Genomic DNA, 22,015 nt, shown 5'->3' with positions numbered 1-22,015 from the left:
TCTTCCTTTACAATTGCAATTTACTGCACCAGCAATTATAAAGTATTAGATGACGCGTTGTGGCTGAATTTTGGGTTATGTTTTTCTATTAGGTAATTGCTACTAAAAGTGAAGAACGTTAGTTTATCATAAAGGATTGAGTTAAGTATGGTTGAAAATGTGAAAGAACTGCTTCGTGCGCATGAAGGGATAAAACGCGAAGTTTATTTGGACATTGAAAACTCAAGCGTGGTTCCGCAAGAAGTAATTGACGCAATGCTGCCATACTACAATCAACGGGCATATGGCAACCCAACACTAACGCATAAGCCCGGTTGGGAAGCCTTCGAAACAATAATGGAATCCACACAGAAAATTGCCAATTTTTTGGGATGCAAAATGCTTGAAGAAGTTAACTTTACACCAGGTGAAACGGAAGCCAACAATTTAGCTTTAATGGGAACGCTGTCTTCGATGAGAAACAAGGGCAAGAAACTTGTAATTTCGGAAATTGAGCCAATAAGCGTTTTACACGTTACCGAAATGCTGCAGAAATACGGGTTTACCACAAAAAAGGTTCCAGTGGGCAGTGAAGGCGTCATAAACCTTGAAAAACTGAAAGAAACTGTTGACAAAGAAACTGTTCTTGTGAGTTTATCCGCTGTAAATCACGAGATTGGAACAATACAGCCCATCAAAGAAGCTCTGGAAATAGTTAAGGACAAAAATCCAGAAGCACTTTTCCACACAGACGCTTCAGATGCTTATGGCAAAGCTCCGTTTAACGTACAACAATATGGCGTAGACTTAGCAACCATAAGCAGCTATAAAATCTTGGGACCCCGAGGCATAGGCGTCCTCTATGTAAAAGAAGGCGTTAGCGTGGAAAAAATTCTTGAGGGTCAAATTGGAACGCAGAAACTCTGGCCAGGCGTTGAAAACACGCCTTTAATTGTTGGGTTCTCGAAGGCATCTGAGTTGGCCTTTGAAAATTTTGAAAAGAACACAGCTCATATGCGTAGCCTTAGAGACAAATTGATCAACGGAATAGTAGGGAAGATTTCTGACGTCAAGCTTAATGGGCCAAAAGGTGACAAGAGAGTTTCAGACAACGTGAACATTAGCTTTTTGCGATGTGAAGGTGAAGCATTAACCATTGAGCTTAGTTTGAATGGCATTTATGTTTCAAGCGGGAGCGCTTGTACAAGGCGTTTGCTTCAACCTAGTCATGTTCTTGTTGCTATCGGCAGAAAATTCGACGAAGCCCACGGCAGCATACTTATGAAGGTCACGAGGTATCATACTGAAGAGGACATAAATTATGTTTTGGAAGTTCTTCCTAAGGCTGTTGAAAGAATACGGGGAATTACAGGCGCTACAGGAGTGGAATAAGCATGTCGCGGATACCTTTACCTTACAATCCCAAGGTGCTTGAACTATTCAAAAACCCTAAAAATTTGGGCAAAATGGAAGACGCTACGGTAACCGCAGTTGCAGGCAACCCCTCTTGCGGAGACATGATAACTTTCTACCTTAAAATTAACGACCAAGATATCATCGAAAGAGCGTCTTTTGAAAGTTACGGCTGTGCAGCTAACATTGCCACGTCAAGCATAGTCACCGAAATGATTAAGAATATGAAACTTGAGGAAGCATGGAAAATATCTTGGAAGTCGGTTGCAGAAGAAGTTGGTGGACTGCCGAGTGTAAAGTTTCACTGTGGCATTTTAGCTGTTGGAGCTTTGAAGCGAGCCATCAGGAAATATTACAAGAACAAAGGTGTTTCGCCCAGCTGGATACAGGAAGAATTAAGTTTTGAAGAGAAGCAAGCGTTGGAAGAAGAGGAGTTGGCGAAGGTTCTCGCTAAACGGATTAAGCTTGAGGAAGAAAAGTAATGTTCGACCCTTATAAGGTTCGAGAGGATTTTCCAATATTAAAACGGAAAATCAACGACCACCCACTAATCTACTTCGATAACGCGGCAAGTTCACAAAAGCCAAAGCAGGTAATAGACGCTATGAAAAACTTCTACGAAAACCACAATGCAAATGTTCACAGAGCCGTTCACACCCTTTCTCAAGAGGCTTCTCAGTTTTACGAAGATGCACATGAAGAAGTTGCAAAATTCATTAACGCAAACGGTATTGAAGAGACAATTTTTGTTAGAGGCACAACTGAAGCCATCAACCTTGTTGCTTATGCGTGGGGTCTCCGTAATCTGAAAAAAGGTGATGAGGTAATTGTGTCTTTGATGGAACACCACAGTAACATTGTTCCTTGGGAGATTCTGTCAAAAATAAACGGTTTCAACATTAAATACGCAGAAGTCAACAATGATGGCACATTAAACTACGAAGATTTTGAAAGCAAGGTTTCCGGCAAGACTAAAATTGTCTGTTTCAGCCACGTTTCAAACGTCACTGGAGTTATAAATGATGTAAAGCGAATTGCAAAAATTGCGCATGAACATGGCGCCTTAACACTTGTGGACGGCGCACAATCAGTTCCGCATTTGCCAGTTAACGTTAAAGAATTAGACATTGATTTTCTCGCTTTTTCCGGACATAAAATGCTGGGGCCCACGGGTATCGGTTGTTTGTATGGTAAGCGTGAACTTCTTGAAGATATGGCACCTTTTCATGGCGGAGGCGAAATGATACGTGAAGTCTCATACAATCCTGCTACGAAGCGTTGTTCGATTTCTTGGAATGATTTGCCATGGAAATTTGAGGCTGGAACGCCGAATGTTGGTGGTAGTGTTGGGTTTATGGAAGCAATCAAATATCTGAAGAAGTTGGGTATGGAGAATGTTAAGGAACATGAATGTACAATGACAGAGTATGCCATGAAACGCTTAGAAGAATGCAAGAAAACCGAGGTTTATGGTCCAAAGAACACATCTATTAAATGTGGAATAATTCCTTTTGGTGTGGACGGTTTAAGCTCGCATGATGTCGCTTTGTTTCTTGACAATTATGGAATCATGGTGAGAAGCGGTTTTCACTGCGCCCAACCGTTACATCAGATATTTAAGTTAAGCTCCTCAGCACGAGTGAGCTTCTACGTTTACAACACACGCGAAGAAATTGACCGTTTCATAGAAGTTTTGAAGGAAATTGAGTTGGTTTAATGGCTTCCGTCGAGGATTACGTGGCTAGAATTGAAGAAACATGTGGTGAAGAAAAACAATTCATTGTCTTGTTCAGATACGAGAGAAAAGAAGAAGCAATCGCAAAGATTCTAAAAAAGGCTAAGACTGAAAGGTCCGTTTCATCCATAATTTTTGAGTTAACTTTCAAGAACGTTTCATTTCGCCTTTATGGAACGGGCAAAGCTATTTTTCGGAATCTTAAAGATAAAACTGAATTGCGGAATATTTTGATTGAACTTTTATTGTAATTTTGTGACCGAATTCATTGTATTGAATCGTGAGAAGTAAGATTTAAATTAAATCCCACGAATAACACTAATGAAAACACAGAGGGAACCATTTTGCCAGAAACCAAACAAAAAATTTCAGAAAAACAAATGGAAACAAGTGCAGTCGGGTTCGGATTCCAGGGTGGAAAAAAGAAAAGAAGCGAAACCGTCTACATGGTAGAGGAACAGGTAAGAACAGAACTAAAAGATACAAAACTATCAGTTTCAATAACAAAAGCAGCAAACCTCGACTCGCCATCACATACAGAACTTCGGAAAAAATACAGAATAGACAAGTACGACTTGCATCCTGGATATGTTTTTCCCGAATCCCAACAAACACTAATACCGCGCAATACCCCAGAATATATAGACAAAGGCTTCAATTACGTTGAAAGAATAGTACGCGCCCTATACCACTTCAAACAGTGCGCCTTAATTGGTCCCAGCGGAACAGGAAAAACACACATAGTCTACTTAGTCGCGGAACTCTGCGGTCTTCCTATGTGGGAGATAAACTGTGGTTTACAGACGTCTGCCTACGACCTTTTTGGAAGATACATAGGACTTGGAAAAGAAAACTGGATCGACGGACAAATAGTAATGTGGTGCAGAAACGGCGGCATACTCTATCTAGACGAAGCTAACATGATGAAACAAGACATAGCCACAAGACTGAACCCAGTCTTAGACACCAGAGGACACATCGTCCTCACAGAAAAAGACAACGAAATAATAAAAAGACATCAATACGGCTACCTAGTAATCTCCATGAACCCCTTCTCAGCCGAATTCATTGGAACCAAACCATTAAACGCTGCTCTCAGGCGGCGCATGTCAGTTTGGATAAACTTTGACTACCTAAGCATAGGCGACAAAGTAGCTCCAGACGAAGTAGAACTCATAGCGAAAAGAAGCGGAGTAGACGAAAAAACAGCCGAAAAAATAGTCCGCGTAGGAGCTGAACTTCGAAGGCAATATAAAAATGGAGACTTACCCTACGGCCCATCACCTGGAGACCTAATCAACTGGGCGACCTTGGTTGCGGATGGCTGTCCGCCAATAGAAGCGGCTGTGGAAACAATAGTTGGAACAACAAGTGATGATGTGGAAATACAAGCTGTCGTGAAACGCATTGTGGAGTCTATTTTCGAAAAATAGAATATGGGTTTAGACCTTGAACTTTTTTGATTTTGCATGGTCAACTGCTTTTCAAATAACAAAGAAAACGTATAATGAACTAAAAGTTCTTTTTCATGATGATCTAAAGTATCCTTATCTTGGAAAGGACGGTAGAGGATACGTTCTTCATTTGGTCATTCCCAAACGGTTGAATGGTAACCATGTCTATTTTCAAGGATTAAGATTTAACCTTCAAAATCCAACTCATAAGAAGATCATCTGGTATTTGTTCAAGGCATCAGTTTTTCATTTAAGCTTGCATGTTCTACTGTCGAATTTTTCAGTTTATTTAAAATGGTCACGAGGTAAATCAATTAACTTGGCCACGTTTGTCATCAGCGCGATTGAAGATGCTATAATAACTAATTATTTGAAACAGTCATTTCAGCATGTTCTTCCAGAAATAGCCTATGCCAATACTATTTCTTTTCTTCGAATTAAGAAAGCTGAAGAGCTTTCGAATGACATGTCACGAGTCATGACTTCAGCGCTTTTAGGCTATAACGTGGGAAAAATTAAGGGTAACTTAAGTAACGGAGCACGTACGGATGTTGAAGCAATAACTTCCATTCTCCGCAAAATAGAAGAAAACCCAACAATTGATGACAGAATAGACGCCGCAACCAAAATCTATGACGCTCTCACCACTTATGGAAACGTTTTCGAGATTCCCTCTCTTTTATACATGGAAAGCCACGGAACAAACGACCTTTTCTATGAACAAAAAATACCAACGGAAGAAGAAATTCAGCAAGTTCTCCCAGAAGCCCTAATAGCACTCTCTCCAGAAACCAAAGACGAAGAGCAACGTAGAAGTATGCTGCAAAATTTAAGAGAAAGCGAGCCTCTCCAAGCTTTAAACGCTTGGTTAGAACGAGAAAATTCCAAGCTAAAAATCTTAAAAGGCTATATTGATATAGGAAAAGAAACAAAATTTGAAGATTTCGAGTTTCCAACTGAAGACTATGTTGAATTTCAAAGAAGACGCGAAATCTTAGGCGGTCCCGTTAGACGCATATTATATAGGCTAAGGCTTTTGAAAAACGTTGGCGGCGAAGATTTTAGACAAGAAAGTGGTTTCGTTGACTTGCAGGAAGCCATACAAGTAATCGCCAGCAAAAGCCAACGAACAGATATATTCTCTCGAGAGGAGCTTCAAACAAGAGAAGACGCTTGGTCAATACTCATCGATGCCAGTCACAGCCTCAGCATGTTTAAAGGCGAAGTACGCGGCATAGCTTTATGCTTAGCTGAAGTTGCCAAACAACTAATTCTTGATCAAAACTCTTGGGGCATGTACGCCTTTAACACTAAATTTTACGTCATCAAGGATTTTTCTGAAAAATTCGACACCCGCGTAAGAGCTAGAATTGGCGGTTTATCTCATGGCGGTTTAACATACTTGCCTGACGCTATCTTGCTTGCAGCCCAAGCTTTAACAAAGCGACTTGAAGAAGCCAGAGTTTTAGTCGTTGTCTCTGATTTCTTTCCCGCCGGTTATGAGGAGGCTGAAGAGAAACTGAAGGAGAACATCAAGAAAATTGAGCGAATGGGCGTAGGAATTATAGGAATAGGCGTTAACAGCCGCGCAGTCAAACAATATATTCGAAATAGTTGCGTCGTTGAAAATCCCTTTGACTTAATGAAAAAGTTCACTAAGGCATTCATGGAATATAGTTCCAGCTAAGCAAGCAGGGTTTTTTAGACTTGTTTTGCAACTGAGAAGTCCGCTAGAAACTCAAATTTTTCCGCGGTCTCAACGCCTTTTTTCTTTTTAAAAACTATCTTTTCTGGGACTCCGTCGTGAATGTATGTTATGTAGAGCACTTCTTTTCCTAAACCATATCGTTCCAAATCAACAATAGAATTTTTGGCTTTCTCTAATTTCTCAATTTTATCTTTCAGTTCTTCAGTTGCCTCAAAAAGTATCTCTGCTTCTCCCAACTCGTCGGCACAGAGCATTATGTCCTTAAACTGCACCCACTCAGTAGAAGTGTCAAGTTTTTTGCCTTCTTTTTTGCCGCTTTTTCTGCCTCCCGTTCTCAAAACTTTCTGGAATTCAGCAGTTTTTTTCATTTGTTCCTGGTTTTTTGCTGATTCTGGGCTTCTCAGAAGGCTTCCTAACCATTGACTGTAATCTTCAAGCAACAATTTGTATTGGCTTATTTCCGCTTCTATACCTTCTCTGATTTCTTTGAGAGAATAGAATGTTCGAATTTCCGTTAATAAGTCGCCCAAACTAAACACCACCAAGTTTAGCCTTGATTTTCGGTTTTAAGCGATTGTTGGACAGCGTCCATTTGTTCCTCTTCTTTTGAGGTCGCGGATTCTTCTTTGCCGCCAACAATAGCTTTAGCGACTCCTTTCAGTTCCTTCTTGACTCTTCCAAAAAAGTTAACTCGTGTGCTTATCTTCTTTCTATAAAGCATAATCACTTTTGCCAGTTCTGGCATTATTAGCCATAAAACAGCCATGACAATCTCTGGTGGATATTCAGCTAAAAATGCTGAGGCTACTTCACCTTTTTCGTGAACAAGTATCAAGTGTCCTTCCTCGTTTAAGACTACTTTTTTCACGTTTTTGCGGAGTGGCACGTCTTGTGGTGGAATGTTGAAGGAAACATTCAATTTTTTGAGAATCTGCTTAAGAGCTACGCAAACTTCGCTCATGAGATTATTTTCTTCCATCAAAAACTCGCTCAACTGTAAAGTTTCCTCGCTTATACTCTTCAAAAGTTCCTGCAGTTTCTGTTCAATTTCAGCCCCGGATTTTTCTATTTCCTTTTCATCTAAAATTTCTCCACGTTCATCAGAAAGCTTAACAGGATGGAAAAAGTAGGCTTCTTCGATAACCTCCTCTTTTTGAGTTTCTTCTTTTGGTGGAGCTTCCACATTTGCCTTAGGTTTTGGCGGCGAATTCTTCTCTTCCATGAGCATCTATCCTAATATTCTTCGATAATTTGCTCTCTCGCAATTAATCAAACTGTTAGAGGATAATAGAATTAGTATGTTGTGTGCTGTTACGCACTAAACAGGCGATTTATTAATTATCGTATATTATGTGTGGTTTAACGAAAAGAAAAGCCGCCATGCCATATAGAATAGCGCCTAAAGCTTGCCGATGTAAATCTTGAGAGTACCAAAACCAGCTTGTTCCTCCACTAAAATGCAATCCCGCTATAAACCACGCAAACAAAGCGTCAACTAAGGGCTCAATAAGTATGGCAATTTTAGACGGAAGTTTTATGACATGCGAATCCACACTTAAAACCATGTATATCGGCATGTTTGCAACCAAAACAAACAATGTTAATCCTGAAAATATACCAAAGTTCTCCATGAAGGCTCTTGCATACAAATTGGCCTCTTCATGCGGTGCACGGCAAAACATCAGTGTCGATAAATAATCAAAGAATATGAAAGCAAAAACCAGAACCGCTCTTCTTAACCAATGGTTATTTTTAGGCAACAGAAAACGTTTTAGACTAAACACTGTGCCTATTCTGTTCTGCATCCTTTCTCCTCGCGGCTTACTAAACCTAACTTAATGGTCTTGCGGTTAAAACTCTGTCGATTAAAAAAGGAATTTCTGATGTGAATTTTTAATTCATATTTCAAATTCAAAAGTATAAAATACAAACTTCGCGAAATCGGATTCTGCCTCGGAGTTCGAATAAGGAGCAAGGCTACAAGAAGGGTCAAAATGGAATTATCTGTTGAAAAACCTGACAACATCATGAAACTATACGACGAAAATACTGGCTCATGGCGATTTGTCAAAACAGACAAAGGGCTCTCCAAATCGCTTGAAACCATCGAGAAAACGCTTTACAGGCTTGGCTTATCGAAGAATGAAATAAAAGTTTATGTTTATCTTGCAAGAGCAGGTGAACGCAAAGCGAGTGAAATTTCTGAAGGGTTGTCCCTTCACAGAACTGAAACCTACAGAATCTTACGCGACCTCGAAAAAAAAGGGCTAATATCGTCTGTTTTTGAGAAACCGTTAAAGTTTATTGCGACGCCGTTTGAAAAAGCTCTAGATATACTTATTGAAACCAAGAAAATGAAGCTAAGTCTTCTTGAGAAACGCAAAGCAAATCTTGTTGACATTTGGCTTTCTCTTCCTAAACCAGAAGCTGAAAATGAAAGAAAAGAAGTGTTTCAAATACTCGAAGGCGAGGAGCAAATCAGCTTAAAAGCAGACGAGATATTAAACACCGCAGAAAAGGAAGTTTCCATATTTGTATCCGAACATGACATACCCAACTTCTATCACTCCGGGCTCTTGGACAAACTTGAGAAAATCTCCAAAAAAGATGTGAATGTACAATTATTAACCAACTATTCTCCCAAAAGCTGCTTCTTCATCGAGAAAATAAAATTGAAAAAAGCTAAGTATTCACTTTCAAACGTTGATGAACTACCAACGTTTATACTCACAGACAACAGTCAACTTGTTTTGTTAATTAGAACAAATAATGGAAAGAAACGAGTTGCAGCCTTATGGACTAACTATGACGCATTCGTGAAAGCCTTAAAAACACTCTTTCTAGAATTATGGAACAATAACGCTTAGGCTTTCTTCTTAAATCTATTTACAGTCTCGTGCAACATAGTTTTTATTAACGTTCTAGCTTCCCGATCTATAGCCAATAATATTGCTGAATAAATTATTCCACCGATTACTGTTACTCCTATCGTCAAGAAAATGGTCGTTGGATGTGGAATTATAAACAAAAACACTGCCATAACAATTGAAGCCATCGTGTATTTCGCAATAGCCTTCCAAGGAATTTCTACCTTAACTGCCTTGTGCACAAGAATATATAACACTATAAACATTGCAAAATGAGCCACTGTATTAACCGCAGTGACGTATATTGTCGCTAGCAAAGGTTGATTCCTCGCAAAATTAGTCAAAAGATAGAAGGTTGTTGGCAAAGTTATCGCTGAGTGAGCATAAGGTAAAGAAAAAGCAATAAACATGCGGCTTTTTGCAACTTGTTTGAAGGGTATTTTTGCCTTTTCGTCTATTTTTTCAATTCCATAGAGTGTGGAGGCATAGATATTTGAGATTGTGAGTATTAGCGCGTCTATACCTAAAATCATCAAAACCGATGTAGCATCTTTGTAGACTTCTTTTTGGATAACAAGATAGGAATCCGCCATGGCTAACACGCCTGTCGTCATTGGAATTGCGAACATCATGACCATTTTTATTGCTGCTGTTACATCTTCCATTTTGTTTTCTGACAGAAGTTTAGGATATAGCGCGTATGCCAGAAACGTGGAGTAGGTTATTATGTTTGCAATTATTATGGCGGCTTGGTAATAGCTTGGTGCTATTTCTCCTCCATAAATTGGAAGCATTAGAAATATTGCTGCAGCTATCCTATCGCCTACTATATTGTATATGTTAAATGTTGAACCCTTAATCCATTCTCTAATGTAGTTAAAGGCTATTTTCTTCTTCAGTTCAGACATAACTTCCTTAATGTAAAACACAATTCTAACAGCAAATGCTACCATAATACTTATCAGCGCACCTAAAAGAGAAAATTGCAATTCTATTATCAAAATAAAAGCCAACAAAACTTTACAGACCTCGCCCACTAGCAAACCGTATCCTACAAAATGTGGTTTCTGAGCTTGTATGCATGCTTCTAAAGCCGCAACAAAATAGTTTTCTACAATATAAACTGCAGCAACACTAAAAAGCAAAATATAGTTTCCAATGTTAAATGTTGGAATTAACAAAGGAAGCATCGCAAAGTAAACAAGCGCTGCAGCAACACCTAACAGCATGTTTGCAAAAATTCCCGTTTTGGCAGCACCCTCTTTATCTCGGGCAACGAAACGCATAATCCAAAAGGGAAAAGCCGTTGACAGCAATATGAAATATGGCATTATGATGTTGAATGTTCCCCATGTTCCATAATCAACTTGCGACACTGAACGCACTAATATAAACGTAAAAATGATTCCAGTCCCTACACTTAGCAACTTTGCTGTAAAAAGTATAATTCCAGAATATTGCAGTCGAAGTTTCTTTTTTGCCAACGGGTCACCTTGGTTACCTTAATGAGTGCACTCAAGACGGTAATTTGTTTTGTGCTGGTTTTAAAAGTAGCTTAAATTTTATTTTTGTTCTGCTAACCCAATTGTAAATTGGAATAAGCAGATATTTTACTGATTGTGGGAGTGCGTCCTTAATTTCTCTATGTAATCCAAGTTTTGTGGCCATCACTCCTTTTCTTGTTAAAGGTATGCAATATCGAGTGAGCGTGAATTTAGTGACTCCATTACTCTCTTTAAATTTGTCAAGCGATGGATGGTTTCCCATTCTGCCATACATAAGCCACCGAATACCATTGCTTGCACAAACTTCAACAGCTTTAGCCACTAGTGCGTTGTTTACTGCTTTGTCCCAGTGTTTCTGAAGTGAAAGTATCTGTGAGATAATGGCTACGTTATCTCCATGAACTAGTTGTATAAATCCCACAAGTTCCTCTTGAAGGAATGCTCCAATAAAAGTACAATTCTGTGACGAAAACACCACTTTTTTTACTACATCTAAGTGTGTTCCAAAATGTGGAAATCCTCTTTCCTGTCGTATTGGTGTTTCATTGTAGATTTTCCAGATGCCTTCTGCCAGCTTCACGCTTGGCTCTACTATTTCTGTTCTGATTCCGCTTTTTTCTGCTTTACGAACCATGTTTCGCGTCTTTTTCCCTATGCTACTCCACCATTCTTCGTAGCTGTTTATTCGCAGAAGCCCAACATTGTCGTCTACCTTTATCCAGCCTTTTGCAGGATTTGGAAGTGTGTGACACCATTTTCTCTCAATAAACGTGAATATGTCTATGCCTCTTTCCCTAAGTTTCTCAAGAAACCTCTCATCGGGAATTACGTTTCGTTCATATTCTTTTGCGTCTCTGGCTATCTTTAAAAAGATTTTCTTGTGTATTTCCAACGTTTCGAGTTCCTTGTCCACGTTCAAAATTCTCCTCAACGTATCGTAGTAAGGTCCTCTGCGGTTTATTTTTCCTCTTTGAAAAAGCCATATCGGGTGAATATGCAGGATGCGTCCGTTTCTAATGTAGTCTTCTGCGATTTTTGTTGCCGTTTCTTGATTGTGGGTGTAACAAAGAATGTCTAAGCCTTCAGTAGGAAACTGGTAAAAAGACTGTAGCGGAAAGTCTTCTGGGATTTTTGGCGCTTTCGCTTTCCATCGCTTCCACATTATCCTCGCTAGAAAGCGGGCAGTTCCATGAATCGTGTAGTAGCGTATTTTTCTGTTTGTTACCTGCTCCAGCATTTTCAACTCTTTATAGGGGTCGTTTGCAATGTGAAGAGCAACCTCATGTCTATCATTATTTAGCAAACTTAACAATTCTTTGTCTGGGATTGTTTTTGGCGTAAAAAACCAGTAAGCTTTCACTTCTCTCGGCGATTCGTTAATCATTCTAGCAAGTATCTTTGAATTCTTCAAGTAATCCTTGCCAACTTTAATGTTAAAAGCTGTATAAATGAAACTTCTAATTCTCGAAGGATAAGGATAATCCACGTCAATTCTTAATTTTATCAATGTCGTCTCCATTCGCCATTTTAAAATGAAATTAGATTCTACATTTATAAACCCTTTATGCATTTTTGAATTTGCTAAAAAATTTTGAGAAAGGGCATCTAAATTTTTCTTTAATCAGTTTATATTCCATTTATTTGACGATAATACTCTCTTCCTCATGGGACGGAATAATTGTGAACTATTCTGGGTAAACTCAACAAACTATTCACGTCAGTAACTAATAATTCTGTTTACGCTACTCAATGGTTCGCTTGATATCTCTCCAAAACTAGTTTAGATTTTTGTATAATGATGTTTTACTTCATGTTGTTTTTAAGGAGAGATATTTTTCTAAATCTAAATTATTGATTTTAAGTTATTCTATAACAATTGTAGTTAGTAGATTTAAGAATCGCATCGTGTCCGCTACCTTTCGATAATCTTTCCTATTTGTTACGACAGCCTTTCCGATTCCCTTAGCTGCTTCTTTGAGAAGGAAATTCAAATAGGAAGGCAACATGTTTTTATTCATTAAATTCAAGAAATTTCGTGCGTCTTTTCCTTGAAATATTTCTTCCGTGTCTTTGAATTGCAAATTTATTGTTCGATTTGATGGAAAGTTTGCATAGAATCCAAGCAAGGCTTCAAAATAAGGATTTTTTGGAATCTCATCATAATAAGAGCGCAAAACAAGCTGAATCATATCCAACAAGCATTTAGGAGAACTGGGTTTTTGAGTAAAGAATGGTTTTGACCATCTTTTAAAAACTCTGATTCCTACTCTTTGAAGTTTCAAAAATGGGAAATTCAATCGTTTGCCGAGTTCAATCACTGTTCTTAAACAGCCGTTTGTAGTTTCAAACTTTCCAGCATCAGATCTAGCGTAATTTTCTGGGTATACTCGATATTTATACCATGGTTTGATTTTTTTTAATTTCAAAACAGCAACGGTTTTCTCGGTAAATTTTAACCAGTAAGGCATATTCCAAGTAATGTAAGTTGAAATTACATTTTGAAACGCTGCTCTTTTAACAAAGAATACATCAGAGGCTATATTCGACCCTCTATTTAAAAACAATACTGCAGGTGAGAAAAAGTCAATGGAACTTACAGTTTTTGCTATTCCGTTAATCGCTCCGCGTTCGTCCATTTGGTATAAATCAGCAAAAACACCGTCGTAATTTTGGTTTTTCAATTGTGAAATGTTTCTTTCTAATGCCATTTCATCCAGAAACTCATCGTCGGAATGTAGAACTGTAACGAACCTACCCCGCAAAAATTTAGTACCATTCATCAAAGCATTCAACTGTCCACTATTTTTTTGTTGTAGATAGATAATTCTGTCATCTACAAATCTATTAATAATGGCTGGTGTATCGTCCATAGAACCATCGTCTATTATTATCAGTTCCCATTTTTTGTAGCTTTGATTTAGGAGGCTTTCTATTGCGTTGCATATGTATTTTGCGTCGTTAAATGTTGGCATCAACACTGAAACTTCAGGGTTTTCAGCCATTCTTTCTTTCTCCCAACACATTACTATAAATTTCTAGGATTTTTTTGGCATGGACCACGTAAGAGTGGTTTTTTAACACATATTCTCTTGCTTGTCTTCCTAATTCCGTTGTTAATTCTTTATTTTCCACAAGTTCTTTAATTGCTTCCGCTATGTTTTTCGGGGCTTTCTCTTCTATGAGTATCCCATTTTCCATATGACTGATAACTTCGCGCATTCCACCGATGTTAGAGCATATAGCGACTTTGCCGCAAGCCATTCCTTCTAACATAGCAAGCGATGTAGCTTCTTGGATGCCATGAGAAGTTATTGAAGGTATGAGGATAATATCTGCCATCTTGTAGTAAGGCGCAATTTTGTTATGAGGAATTAACCCAGCAAAACGTATTCTATTATCTTCATCTGCTTCTCTCATTATCTTGTCTTTTTCTGGGCCGTCCCCAGCAATAACCATTCTTATTTGTTCATTTTTTATGTGCTTCAAGGCTTGGACAGCATAGATTACACCATTCTTTTCCACAAGCCTTCTAGCCACTAAAATAATAATGTTGTCTTCACTGAATCCAAAGGTCTTCTTCAGTTTCCTTTGCTCGTCTTCTGAAACTGGCTTGAATAAGTCCGTGTCAACAGCATTATGCGTTACGCTAATCTTGTCTGCTGGATAGTTAAATTCTGAAATGACATATTCTTTCAGTCGCTGGTCAACAGTTATCACGTAATCTGCATTTTTCATCCCTTCCCTCTCAAGTTGCAAAAAATATGGATACAGTTCTTCACGAGTTTTTTCGTTTTCTATAAATTCTATGTTTTCCCTTGCGAAATAACCGTGAAGAGTTAACACTTTCTTTTGAGGATTTTCTGCGGTGCTTATTAAGGATAAGACATCGTGAGCATGGATTACGTCAAAGGCATTTTCTGGAATGTGCCTTCGCAAGTAGTCTATCATCCACTTAAGTTTGGACTTGTATCCATATTTGTCCTTTAATAGAAGCAAGGCACTTCGTTTGATTAATTCTCTCAAATTCTTTGGATTATAATAAAGCGTAATAACCTCAGCACCTATTTCTCTTAATCCTCGTTCTAACAGTAGTAGGTGAATGTGTTTTCCTCCAAGATGCGTTATGTAAGGGTTATCTGTGGATGTGAGAAGCACGCGCATTTAGCAACTCCTCACAGAATCATAAATTTTTATCAGATTTTCCAAAATCGCATCTATCGTATGTCCCGTCTTGAAATAATCGTATTCTTTTTTCCACAAATCATTATCTGCATTTTCTATAGCCTTTACAATTTCATTCTCTGTTACGACATCCTTCAATGGAAAGTTGTTATACTCAGGATATTCTGATGAGACATACGTTATTACTGGTCTGCCGCATGCTATTGCTTCTAACGAAACAACTCCCAAAGACCCCAGTTTAAATCTGTCAATAACTACGTCCGCATTCCAATAGTACTGGTTGAGTTTCTCGTGAGGAACTTTGGGCAGTACATTCACATGTAAGCCAACCGAGTAAGCTAGACTTACGGTTTTTTCAAAATCCACGCCGTACCTAATAATGCTGACTTCAACTTCTTCTTTAATCTTGCCTAGAGCTCGTATTGCCACGTCTGTACCCTTCACATTCCAGTTTGAATCGCTTGCAATAAGCACTCTCTTCTTTCCATCGTGTTCCACAAGAGGTTTCGGGTAAAAAATCTCTGCATCAACAGGATTAGGCAGATACTCAGCATCTTCTCTGAACCGCTTTGCAATGCCAAGAACATCCGGCGTGCTCACCAAAACTTTGTCACATTTTTTCAAATTATGCTTGACTATTCTGCTCCATAAAGGATGCTTGAGGCTGACTCTCAAATCGCTCCCGTGTACATGTCCAATTAATGGTTTTTTTCCTAAACGTGCTGCAATGTAACAGTCTTGAAGAAGATAATGAATATGGTATACATCGCCTTTCGCTTTCAAAATTTTATAGGCTAAACCGAAAGTTTTGCTCCATAAACCTCTACTGCGCTTAATGTGCTGTTTTTCTATGTCCGGCGGCATATACTTTAGCAAGGTTTCTCCGACAAAAGCGCAATCGTTAACCATGACCACTTTCATTGCAGCACCATTAAACTACACACTTTATCCTACCTTAAATATTTTCGAAAAATCAGAATGAACTAATGATTTGAGCAAGCCATATCTAAGAATGCTTTCCTAATCTGCGCATTAATTCTTTTTGCAGCATATCCGCTCTCTTTTTAACTTTCTCAACTTCACCCTTTACAACTTCATCCTCAATCTCTTCCTTTCTCTTTTCGTTCGATTCCAAAATCAAACGCAGAAATTTCGAGTCATAAACACTTAACAATAATTCGGTGTTCGGTATCAAACAATGTCCACCAATAACGTCGGGATAATGAATAGGCTTATTCAACCTCAAACGATGTATATCCTCAAGCATATCCACAACTTCATCAAAATCCGCATTGAAGCATAGTGAGATGCGATGCATTTCTTGAAAGCAGGCAATCATCCAAGCTCTGTAGGTTGTTTCGAAAAGCTTCGCTAGTTCAGTTTCTACTGGGCTTTTCAGAATTTTGACTTTCAATCCAAGTCTTTCATAGTGTTTTTTGGCTCTTTCTGTTGCTTCTTTCGTGAAGCCGCCGACATATTTGCTCCAGAACATTATGTCTCTCTTCATGGTCTCCAAGGATTGGTGCATTCCGCGGATTGGAGAATGAACTATATGCGACTTTGTAGCTTCGTAAATTTTCTGAGTTGTGAGCGGTGGCACTGTGCTTTCGATTATTGTGAGTTTTGGATTAATCTTTTTGATGTAATCTATTGTTACTTTGACAAATGTTTCTTGTTTTGTGCACGGATAACAAATATGCATCACGTCAACCGCTTTTGGAAGTTCCGTTGTTCCCGTAATCTCTTGCATTTTTTCCGTGTTCAAATCAAAACCGTGTACTTCAAATTTTCCGCTTTCTCTGAACAATTCAAAGAGGGCACCGCCCACTTCGCCTAAGCCGACAATCAAAACACTCTCTTTTGGCATAAACGTTCACCGGAGATTTTCAAATAACATTGAGTCACATATAAACTTACGTTGAATACACCTTTCAATAACTTCATAAGGTCTCCAATCTTTGCACGATTTTTGTGATGATGTCAACTGGATTTTCAAGTTTATCCAACAATTGTCGTGTGTCTTGTTTTTTGCCTAAAAGTTTCTCGGCAATTTTCACTACTTCAGAAGGATTAGCTTTCACGATTGGAAACCCTCTTTCCATTAAGAAGTCATTCACGTACTGTTGCTGAAAAGTATTTATGACTATAGCGGGTGTCCCTTGCAAGGCAGCTTCTCTCGTAATTGTTCCTCCAACACCAACAAACAAGTCTGCTTGAGCCGCTAAACTCGTTGAATCTACAAATCTTTTTGGAACAATCAAGCCACTAACAGTTTTACGATGATATCTCGAGAGAAAAACAACTTTTCCAAGCCTTGTCAACTTCTTTGCCAAAGAAATCATGTCAATCGCTTTCTTTGTGTAAACAGCCTTTTCCTCTATTTGCCTAACCATAATCAACGGCTTCCCGAAATCATACCTCGCTTTCGGTTTAAAATTCTTAATCCAAGCTACCTCGTCTACGCCGTTAAAACTCACAAGTTCTCCTTTAATACCGTAAGCTTGTAAATTTTCCTTCGGAATCGCTTCTGAGACGACAACATAATCGGACACAGGCAATGTGAGTCTATGTACAGCCTCAGCATAAGTCGTATCGAGAGTCGTAATCACCTTCGCCCCTAAACCAAACGCCACTCTACATAATTCCACAGAACCATGGGAAATTGCCACTTTAGGCGCTTCTTTCTCAAAAATTTTGCAGAACGCCAGCTGACGCCGTGTGCTTTCCTTTAATCTCGTTAGTAACGATTTTGGATTGTATTTTCCAGCAACAATGAATTTTTCGTTTAAAAATTCCGCTAAAGGTAAAGTGTCCGGATGTTTTCTGGTAGTTAAAATGACTTCGTGTTTCAAAGCGCGAAGTCTTTTTGCTATGGCTACACCATATCTTACGTGTTTGCCTGTGCAAGCATCATACCATATTTTCATTTTTAACCCTCATAAATTGACATCCAAATTTTTTAGCAGCAAGATAATCTTCCTCTGTATTACCCACAAATAGAATATTTTGGGGATTGTTTTCTAACATTTGTGCAGCTTTCTGCAATTGTTTTGTTCTATCGAGGTTGTCTTCTCTGGTTATTGTGAAACTGAATGACAAGCCTAAGTGTTCGGTTATGTTTTCAACTAACTTTTTGCCTTGCATTGTCACAAGTGCTTTGGGAATTTTAGAAAATTTCTGGTAAAGCATAATTCCTTTTTTGCTTACTGTAAAATTTTTCAGCGCTTCCAATTCAAATCTGTCCCAAACTTCAAAAACTCTTTTTCTTGTCTTCTCATCCAATTTAGATATCTTTTCTGTTAGCGGTCGTACTTCTTCAGTTTTCATAATTTTGCTAAACTCTTTGAAAAGCTTCTCGTAGTCTATTGGTAAGTGTATTAATGTTCCGTCAAGGTCGAATACGACAGCTTTAATCAACGGTACATTTCTCCAATTGTCTTTCCATTTCGAACTAGTTTCGCTGGCGCATCAATGTGGCGGATCCAATAGATGTTTTCTGGCAGTACATCATATTTTGGGATCTCCGGGATTCTTTCACCGTAGGCGAGTTTCAAATATAAGTATGGGATATTTGCGTAGTAGTCTTTGCGTAGGATTTTGCTTGCGTAAGAAAAAAAGAAGGATGTTGTGAACATTCTTCCCGCGTTGATTTCAGTTACGCATGGGACTCCATTCTTGTTTTCTTTTAGGTCTACACATGCTATGCCAGTAAAGTTTGGGTCGATGGCTAGTACAGCTTCTGTTCCTATTCGATTTACTTCCTTGTCATGTACTGTTTTTTGAACGGATGGCGTGCCTGTTATGCCTGAGGGCGCCAGATAGGGGTAGACGTATTCGATGCGTTCTCTTGCCATTGATGTTACGAGTTCGCCGTTTTTCCATAAACTGTGGAATCCGATGTTTCTTCCTGGCAAGTGTTCTTGAGCGATGAATTCCCAATCAACGTTTCGTGATTTCCAATAGTTAATCCATGAGATGGCTGTTTCTTTATTACTGGCTGGTGTGCTTCCTCTTCCGCCGGCGCCGTGTCTGGCTCTAATCCAAATGGGTGTTCCAAACTTTTGGAAGGCGTCGTCTATATCTTGCTCTTTGCGTAGAGCCATAGTTCTCGCCACTGGTATGCCTTCGTTTTGCCAGATTTTTGCGGAGTCCAGTTTGTCTTGGCATGTGTTTACTGCTTTTTTTGATGGCAGAAATGTTTTTGCTTTGAGTTTTTCGCGATTTTCTGAGACAACTTGTACTTCGATGTCTGGTTGTGGATGTAAAAATTCAATTTTCTCTTTTTCTATTAACTCGTTTAATTTATCGATGTAAAGCTGTTCTGTTGCTTTTGGAACCAGATACTTCTCTTCGGTGGGAGCCAAATAAACAAAATGTGGATTCGCTTCTGTTCCGACAATGAACATTTTTTCCGGCGCGATGCGAAGCGACATAACAAAGTTTATGCCGGCAGGTCCGCCAGCGCCAGTAACCATGATTCTTTTCATTCACTCACCTGAGATTCTTCCTTCTTAAATATACATTTGAAATTGTTTATTGTGCCTTTCTTTGCAGTATAAGAAGTAATCGATTTATATTTATTACCAATCAGTCAACTTTAATAGAACAAAAACGTCTAAGCCAAAGGAACAAGATGGGCCGGTCGTCTAGCTTGGTAGGACATTGGCTTTACGAGCCAAAGGTCGCTGGTTCAAGTCCGGCCCGGCCCACCATAATACGGTCAGAAAATGGAGTAGTCTCCAAGAAATTCTATTATTTGTTTTGGGTTAAACACTGAAAGAGTTGCGGTTGGTAGATTTTTGCCAATTTTCGAAATTAATCCGACGGCATCCGTTCCAAGTTTGCACGTTATTGCGTACTCGAATAATCCCAGTTGTTCAGTGTTTACTACATCGCGGTTGATTCCGGTTGTTTTTAAGGCTGATTGAATTTCCTCCAATGTTACTCCCAAAATTATGAGCTTGTCCTGTAATGATTTTGTCCATTGCCTATATTGGGTAAGCTGTTTTTCCGAAAGAATCGTTTCAACCTCCTTGCTTTCTCCGTCCATATTTGAGATTTTGACCATTAAAGGGAGGTTTTCTTGGAAACCGTATAGTTGAGCGATTTTTTGCAATGCTACTTTTCTTCCATCCACAAGTTGTGCTTGCAAATACTGCAATGGAACCATGGCGTCAACGATTTCTGGGGCAAAAATGCCTACGTCTATGCTGATTTTATCATTTCTCTTGTCTATGTTTACTATTCGCCCTTTCAATAATGAAAATTTTCCAATCGATTTTAAATGTGTGGGGCAAAGTCCCACTTTATCAGCTAGATAACGCAATGCTACTTGTTCATCTTCACCAGAAACATCTACTTGAACCCATCCGCGACGAGTAACTCCGCAAACTTTTGCTTCAACTTTTAAGCCTTTAAGCGTGTTCTCTAAAAACTTGTTAACATACTTCAGTTGAAAATTGTTGTAGGCTTTTACAGATAAGGTCACGGTAGGCATTTGCAATCGCCAATCAAGCTCAGCATTTCTCTATGTAATTTCTGTATTCTTGTAATCGCCGAAGGCGGCAACTTTTTTGAAAAGTTTTCTATTGTTCTTTCTATAGGCACTCGTCGTGAACCTTCAATAAGCTTGTCTGCGTATGCAACAATCTTTTCTTCTAGAGTTTGTGGAACGTAAATGTCCTTTGGCCAGCCAAGTTTTTTCGCTTCTGTTGGGGTTATTCCGCCGCCGACATGTCTTTTTATTATGGCGACTACTGGTTCTGGCAAGTCTAGCGTTTTTGCAATTTCTGCTCCAGTAATTGCATGGTAGACGCTGTGGGTCTTTGCTCGTCCAATGTCATGCAGTAAAGCTCCTATTTCCACAAGTTCTAAATCAACGTTTAATCCTCGTTCTTGGCAAGCTTTTGCGATTTCAACAGCGAGTTTTGCAACTGCTTTACAGTGTCTTATTACGTTCCTTGTGCATCCGCTTTGACGGAGAAGTGATATGGCTTGGTCGGTTGTTGGAAGTTTTTCACTCACCAAGTTCCTTCCTTAACTGTTCGACTTTCTTTGTCAATGCTTGAACAATCTTGTCGTTTTCATAATGCATTAGTGGTTTGCCGCATGTGGGGCATTTGAAGACAAGTTCCACGGTTTCTTCGAATGGAATGCGTTTGCATCCTGGCGTGTAGCAGTAGTAGAAATCATGGTTTTTCTCGTATTGTAGCCTTATATTGAGTTTTTCGAGGACTCGTCGTTTTTGGCTGAGTATGAAGCCTTCAAGCTGGTCTGGTTGTAGTTTCCAGTGGAATATGAACCAGCCGGTTTTTGGGTCGCGTGTTCTTCTTAGACTAACGAGCGAGTGGTCGTAGAGTTTGTAGAGGATTTTGCGGATGGAGTTTATTCTTATTCCTGTTTTGTTGGCGATTTCTTCGTCTGTTATTTCTTCTGAGTTTTTTAGAATCTCGATTAATTTAATTGCTTCTCCTTCACCTAAAGCCTCTGCAACTTTCATCAATGTTGCATCATCAATAGTTGATAACATGGTGATCCTTTTGCTCAAACATTGAACACTCGTTTCCTAAATAATATATGTGTGACCTTTAATTTAAATCTCTTTTTCCAATCCGAATCAGAAATTCACAATTTTCTTGCCTCTTTTCTGAGGGATTATCCTAACTTTTGCGTTACTGAAGCTCTTTTCTAACTCTTTTCCTTCAAATAAACGGTCAAGAAACACCGCGAGACTTGCACATTCTGAATGCGGTTGATTCCCAATAGCTACGTTAAAATCTGAAACTTTTTCTTGGAAGAATTCTGCTGGAACTTTCTGGCTTCCAACAATAACCAAAATCTTTTTTCCAGAAAACTTGATTCTCTGAAGTACGTCGCTTATTTGAATGTTTTCTCCATAGGCTGTTAAGTGAACAACTATTCCATTTTTCGCCTTCCAATCTTTTACAGCCTTTTTCCATGGTATCCCCATTTCAAAAAAGAATAGTCCTCCCCAGTTTTTTGTTACTTTTTCTATTGTTTCCTTAATTTTTTCATCTTCTATGTCTGATAGTATCATGCCAGCTGCTCCCAGTGCGCGTGCTGTTAATGCAACGTGGGTTGTTAGCCTTGCATCTCTGCGTAGTCTGTGACCCCACCTTAAAACTACAACTTCCGGCATTTTCTTACATCTC

General features: G+C 38.9%; 23 protein-coding genes and 1 tRNA gene. 8 read left to right on the top strand and 16 right to left on the bottom strand.

The window, feature by feature from the left end; all coding sequences use genetic code 11:
* The first annotated feature begins 147 nt into the window (after positions 1-147).
* The 6 genes from QXW63_05655 (at position 148) to QXW63_05630 (ending at position 6,268) form a co-directional block, all read left to right on the top strand.
* A complete protein-coding gene (locus QXW63_05655) occupies positions 148-1,371 on the top strand; it encodes a cysteine desulfurase family protein (GenBank protein MEM3461377.1) in 1,224 nt (407 codons plus the stop codon).
* A gap of 2 nt (positions 1,372-1,373) precedes the next feature.
* On the top strand, positions 1,374-1,874 hold the full coding sequence (locus QXW63_05650) for an iron-sulfur cluster assembly scaffold protein (protein ID MEM3461376.1): 501 nt from the start codon (positions 1,374-1,376) through the stop codon (positions 1,872-1,874).
* Positions 1,874-3,109 (top strand): cysteine desulfurase, encoded by a 1,236-nt coding sequence (locus QXW63_05645; GenBank protein ID MEM3461375.1) that lies wholly within the window; start codon positions 1,874-1,876, stop codon positions 3,107-3,109. The genes QXW63_05650 and QXW63_05645 overlap by 1 nt, the downstream gene beginning before the upstream one ends.
* On the top strand, positions 3,109-3,378 hold the full coding sequence (locus QXW63_05640; GenBank protein MEM3461374.1) for a hypothetical protein: 270 nt from the start codon (positions 3,109-3,111) through the stop codon (positions 3,376-3,378). The genes QXW63_05645 and QXW63_05640 overlap by 1 nt, the downstream gene beginning before the upstream one ends.
* Before the next feature lie 93 nt (positions 3,379-3,471).
* Positions 3,472-4,560, top strand: coding sequence for an AAA family ATPase (locus tag QXW63_05635; protein ID MEM3461373.1), 1,089 nt, complete (start codon positions 3,472-3,474; stop codon positions 4,558-4,560).
* 340 nt (positions 4,561-4,900) lie between these two features.
* On the top strand, positions 4,901-6,268 hold the full coding sequence (locus tag QXW63_05630) for a VWA domain-containing protein (protein MEM3461372.1): 1,368 nt from the start codon (positions 4,901-4,903) through the stop codon (positions 6,266-6,268).
* A 14-nt stretch (positions 6,269-6,282) separates the two neighbouring features.
* Here QXW63_05630 and QXW63_05625 read toward each other — a convergent pair whose 3' ends face one another.
* From QXW63_05625 to QXW63_05615, 3 genes are all read right to left on the bottom strand, one after another.
* Positions 6,283-6,819, bottom strand: coding sequence for a hypothetical protein (locus tag QXW63_05625; protein ID MEM3461371.1), 537 nt, complete (start codon positions 6,817-6,819; stop codon positions 6,283-6,285).
* Between the two features lie 17 nt (positions 6,820-6,836).
* Positions 6,837-7,511: a hypothetical protein gene (locus QXW63_05620; GenBank protein MEM3461370.1), complete on the bottom strand. Its 675-nt coding sequence runs from the start codon at positions 7,509-7,511 to the stop codon at positions 6,837-6,839.
* A 112-nt stretch (positions 7,512-7,623) separates the two neighbouring features.
* Positions 7,624-8,094 carry a hypothetical protein gene (locus tag QXW63_05615; protein ID MEM3461369.1) on the bottom strand — a complete coding sequence of 157 codons (471 nt, stop codon included), beginning with the start codon at positions 8,092-8,094 and terminating at the stop codon, positions 7,624-7,626.
* Between the two features lie 189 nt (positions 8,095-8,283).
* Here QXW63_05615 and QXW63_05610 point away from each other — a divergent pair, with 189 nt between their 5' ends.
* A complete protein-coding gene (locus QXW63_05610) occupies positions 8,284-9,156 on the top strand; it encodes a helix-turn-helix domain-containing protein (protein MEM3461368.1) in 873 nt (290 codons plus the stop codon).
* On the opposite strand, the gene QXW63_05605 is transcribed toward QXW63_05610, so the two are convergent.
* The 9 genes from QXW63_05605 to QXW63_05565 form a co-directional block, all read right to left on the bottom strand.
* Positions 9,153-10,640 carry a hypothetical protein gene (locus QXW63_05605; GenBank protein MEM3461367.1) on the bottom strand — a complete coding sequence of 496 codons (1,488 nt, stop codon included), beginning with the start codon at positions 10,638-10,640 and terminating at the stop codon, positions 9,153-9,155. The genes QXW63_05610 and QXW63_05605 overlap by 4 nt on opposite strands.
* Positions 10,641-10,671: 31 nt before the next feature.
* On the bottom strand, positions 10,672-12,168 hold the full coding sequence (locus QXW63_05600) for a GNAT family N-acetyltransferase (protein MEM3461366.1): 1,497 nt from the start codon (positions 12,166-12,168) through the stop codon (positions 10,672-10,674).
* Between the two features lie 355 nt (positions 12,169-12,523).
* On the bottom strand, positions 12,524-13,663 hold the full coding sequence (locus QXW63_05595; GenBank protein ID MEM3461365.1) for a glycosyltransferase family 2 protein: 1,140 nt from the start codon (positions 13,661-13,663) through the stop codon (positions 12,524-12,526).
* Complete coding sequence (locus QXW63_05590; GenBank protein ID MEM3461364.1) at positions 13,656-14,822, bottom strand: glycosyltransferase family 4 protein; 1,167 nt, start codon at positions 14,820-14,822, stop codon at positions 13,656-13,658. Before QXW63_05590 ends, QXW63_05595 begins: the two co-directional genes overlap by 8 nt.
* The gene (locus tag QXW63_05585) at positions 14,823-15,764 is read right to left on the bottom strand and encodes a glycosyltransferase family 4 protein (GenBank protein ID MEM3461363.1); all 942 of its coding nucleotides are present in this window, start codon (positions 15,762-15,764) and stop codon (positions 14,823-14,825) included. It abuts the gene before it with no gap.
* Between the two features lie 85 nt (positions 15,765-15,849).
* Entirely contained in the window at positions 15,850-16,710 is an 861-nt protein-coding gene (locus QXW63_05580) for a GDP-mannose dehydrogenase (protein ID MEM3461362.1), read from the bottom strand.
* A gap of 73 nt (positions 16,711-16,783) precedes the next feature.
* On the bottom strand, positions 16,784-17,770 hold the full coding sequence (locus QXW63_05575; GenBank protein MEM3461361.1) for a DUF354 domain-containing protein: 987 nt from the start codon (positions 17,768-17,770) through the stop codon (positions 16,784-16,786).
* Complete coding sequence (locus tag QXW63_05570) at positions 17,754-18,260, bottom strand: HAD-IA family hydrolase (GenBank protein ID MEM3461360.1); 507 nt, start codon at positions 18,258-18,260, stop codon at positions 17,754-17,756. Before QXW63_05570 ends, QXW63_05575 begins: the two co-directional genes overlap by 17 nt.
* Positions 18,257-19,330 carry a hypothetical protein gene (locus tag QXW63_05565; GenBank protein MEM3461359.1) on the bottom strand — a complete coding sequence of 358 codons (1,074 nt, stop codon included), beginning with the start codon at positions 19,328-19,330 and terminating at the stop codon, positions 18,257-18,259. The genes QXW63_05570 and QXW63_05565 overlap by 4 nt, the downstream gene beginning before the upstream one ends.
* Before the next feature lie 148 nt (positions 19,331-19,478).
* Between QXW63_05565 and QXW63_05560 the strand changes: the two genes are divergently transcribed.
* Positions 19,479-19,555: transfer RNA gene (locus QXW63_05560), tRNA-Val, on the top strand.
* An 8-nt stretch (positions 19,556-19,563) separates the two neighbouring features.
* On the opposite strand, the gene QXW63_05555 is transcribed toward QXW63_05560, so the two are convergent.
* The 4 genes from QXW63_05555 to QXW63_05540 form a co-directional block, all read right to left on the bottom strand.
* A complete protein-coding gene (locus QXW63_05555; GenBank protein MEM3461358.1) occupies positions 19,564-20,340 on the bottom strand; it encodes a DUF2110 family protein in 777 nt (258 codons plus the stop codon).
* Complete coding sequence (locus QXW63_05550; protein MEM3461357.1) at positions 20,328-20,867, bottom strand: TIGR00295 family protein; 540 nt, start codon at positions 20,865-20,867, stop codon at positions 20,328-20,330. The genes QXW63_05555 and QXW63_05550 overlap by 13 nt, the downstream gene beginning before the upstream one ends.
* Positions 20,860-21,390 carry a transcription factor gene (locus QXW63_05545; GenBank protein ID MEM3461356.1) on the bottom strand — a complete coding sequence of 177 codons (531 nt, stop codon included), beginning with the start codon at positions 21,388-21,390 and terminating at the stop codon, positions 20,860-20,862. Before QXW63_05545 ends, QXW63_05550 begins: the two co-directional genes overlap by 8 nt.
* Before the next feature lie 69 nt (positions 21,391-21,459).
* The gene (locus tag QXW63_05540; protein MEM3461355.1) at positions 21,460-22,002 is read right to left on the bottom strand and encodes a tRNA (cytidine(56)-2'-O)-methyltransferase; all 543 of its coding nucleotides are present in this window, start codon (positions 22,000-22,002) and stop codon (positions 21,460-21,462) included.
* Positions 22,003-22,015 lie beyond the last annotated feature (13 nt).

It is taken from the genome of Candidatus Bathyarchaeia archaeon, from assembly GCA_038873195.1.
Lineage (GTDB): Archaea > Thermoproteota > Bathyarchaeia > Bathyarchaeales > Bathycorpusculaceae > DSLH01.
This window is presented reverse-complemented; position numbering and strand designations above follow the sequence as displayed.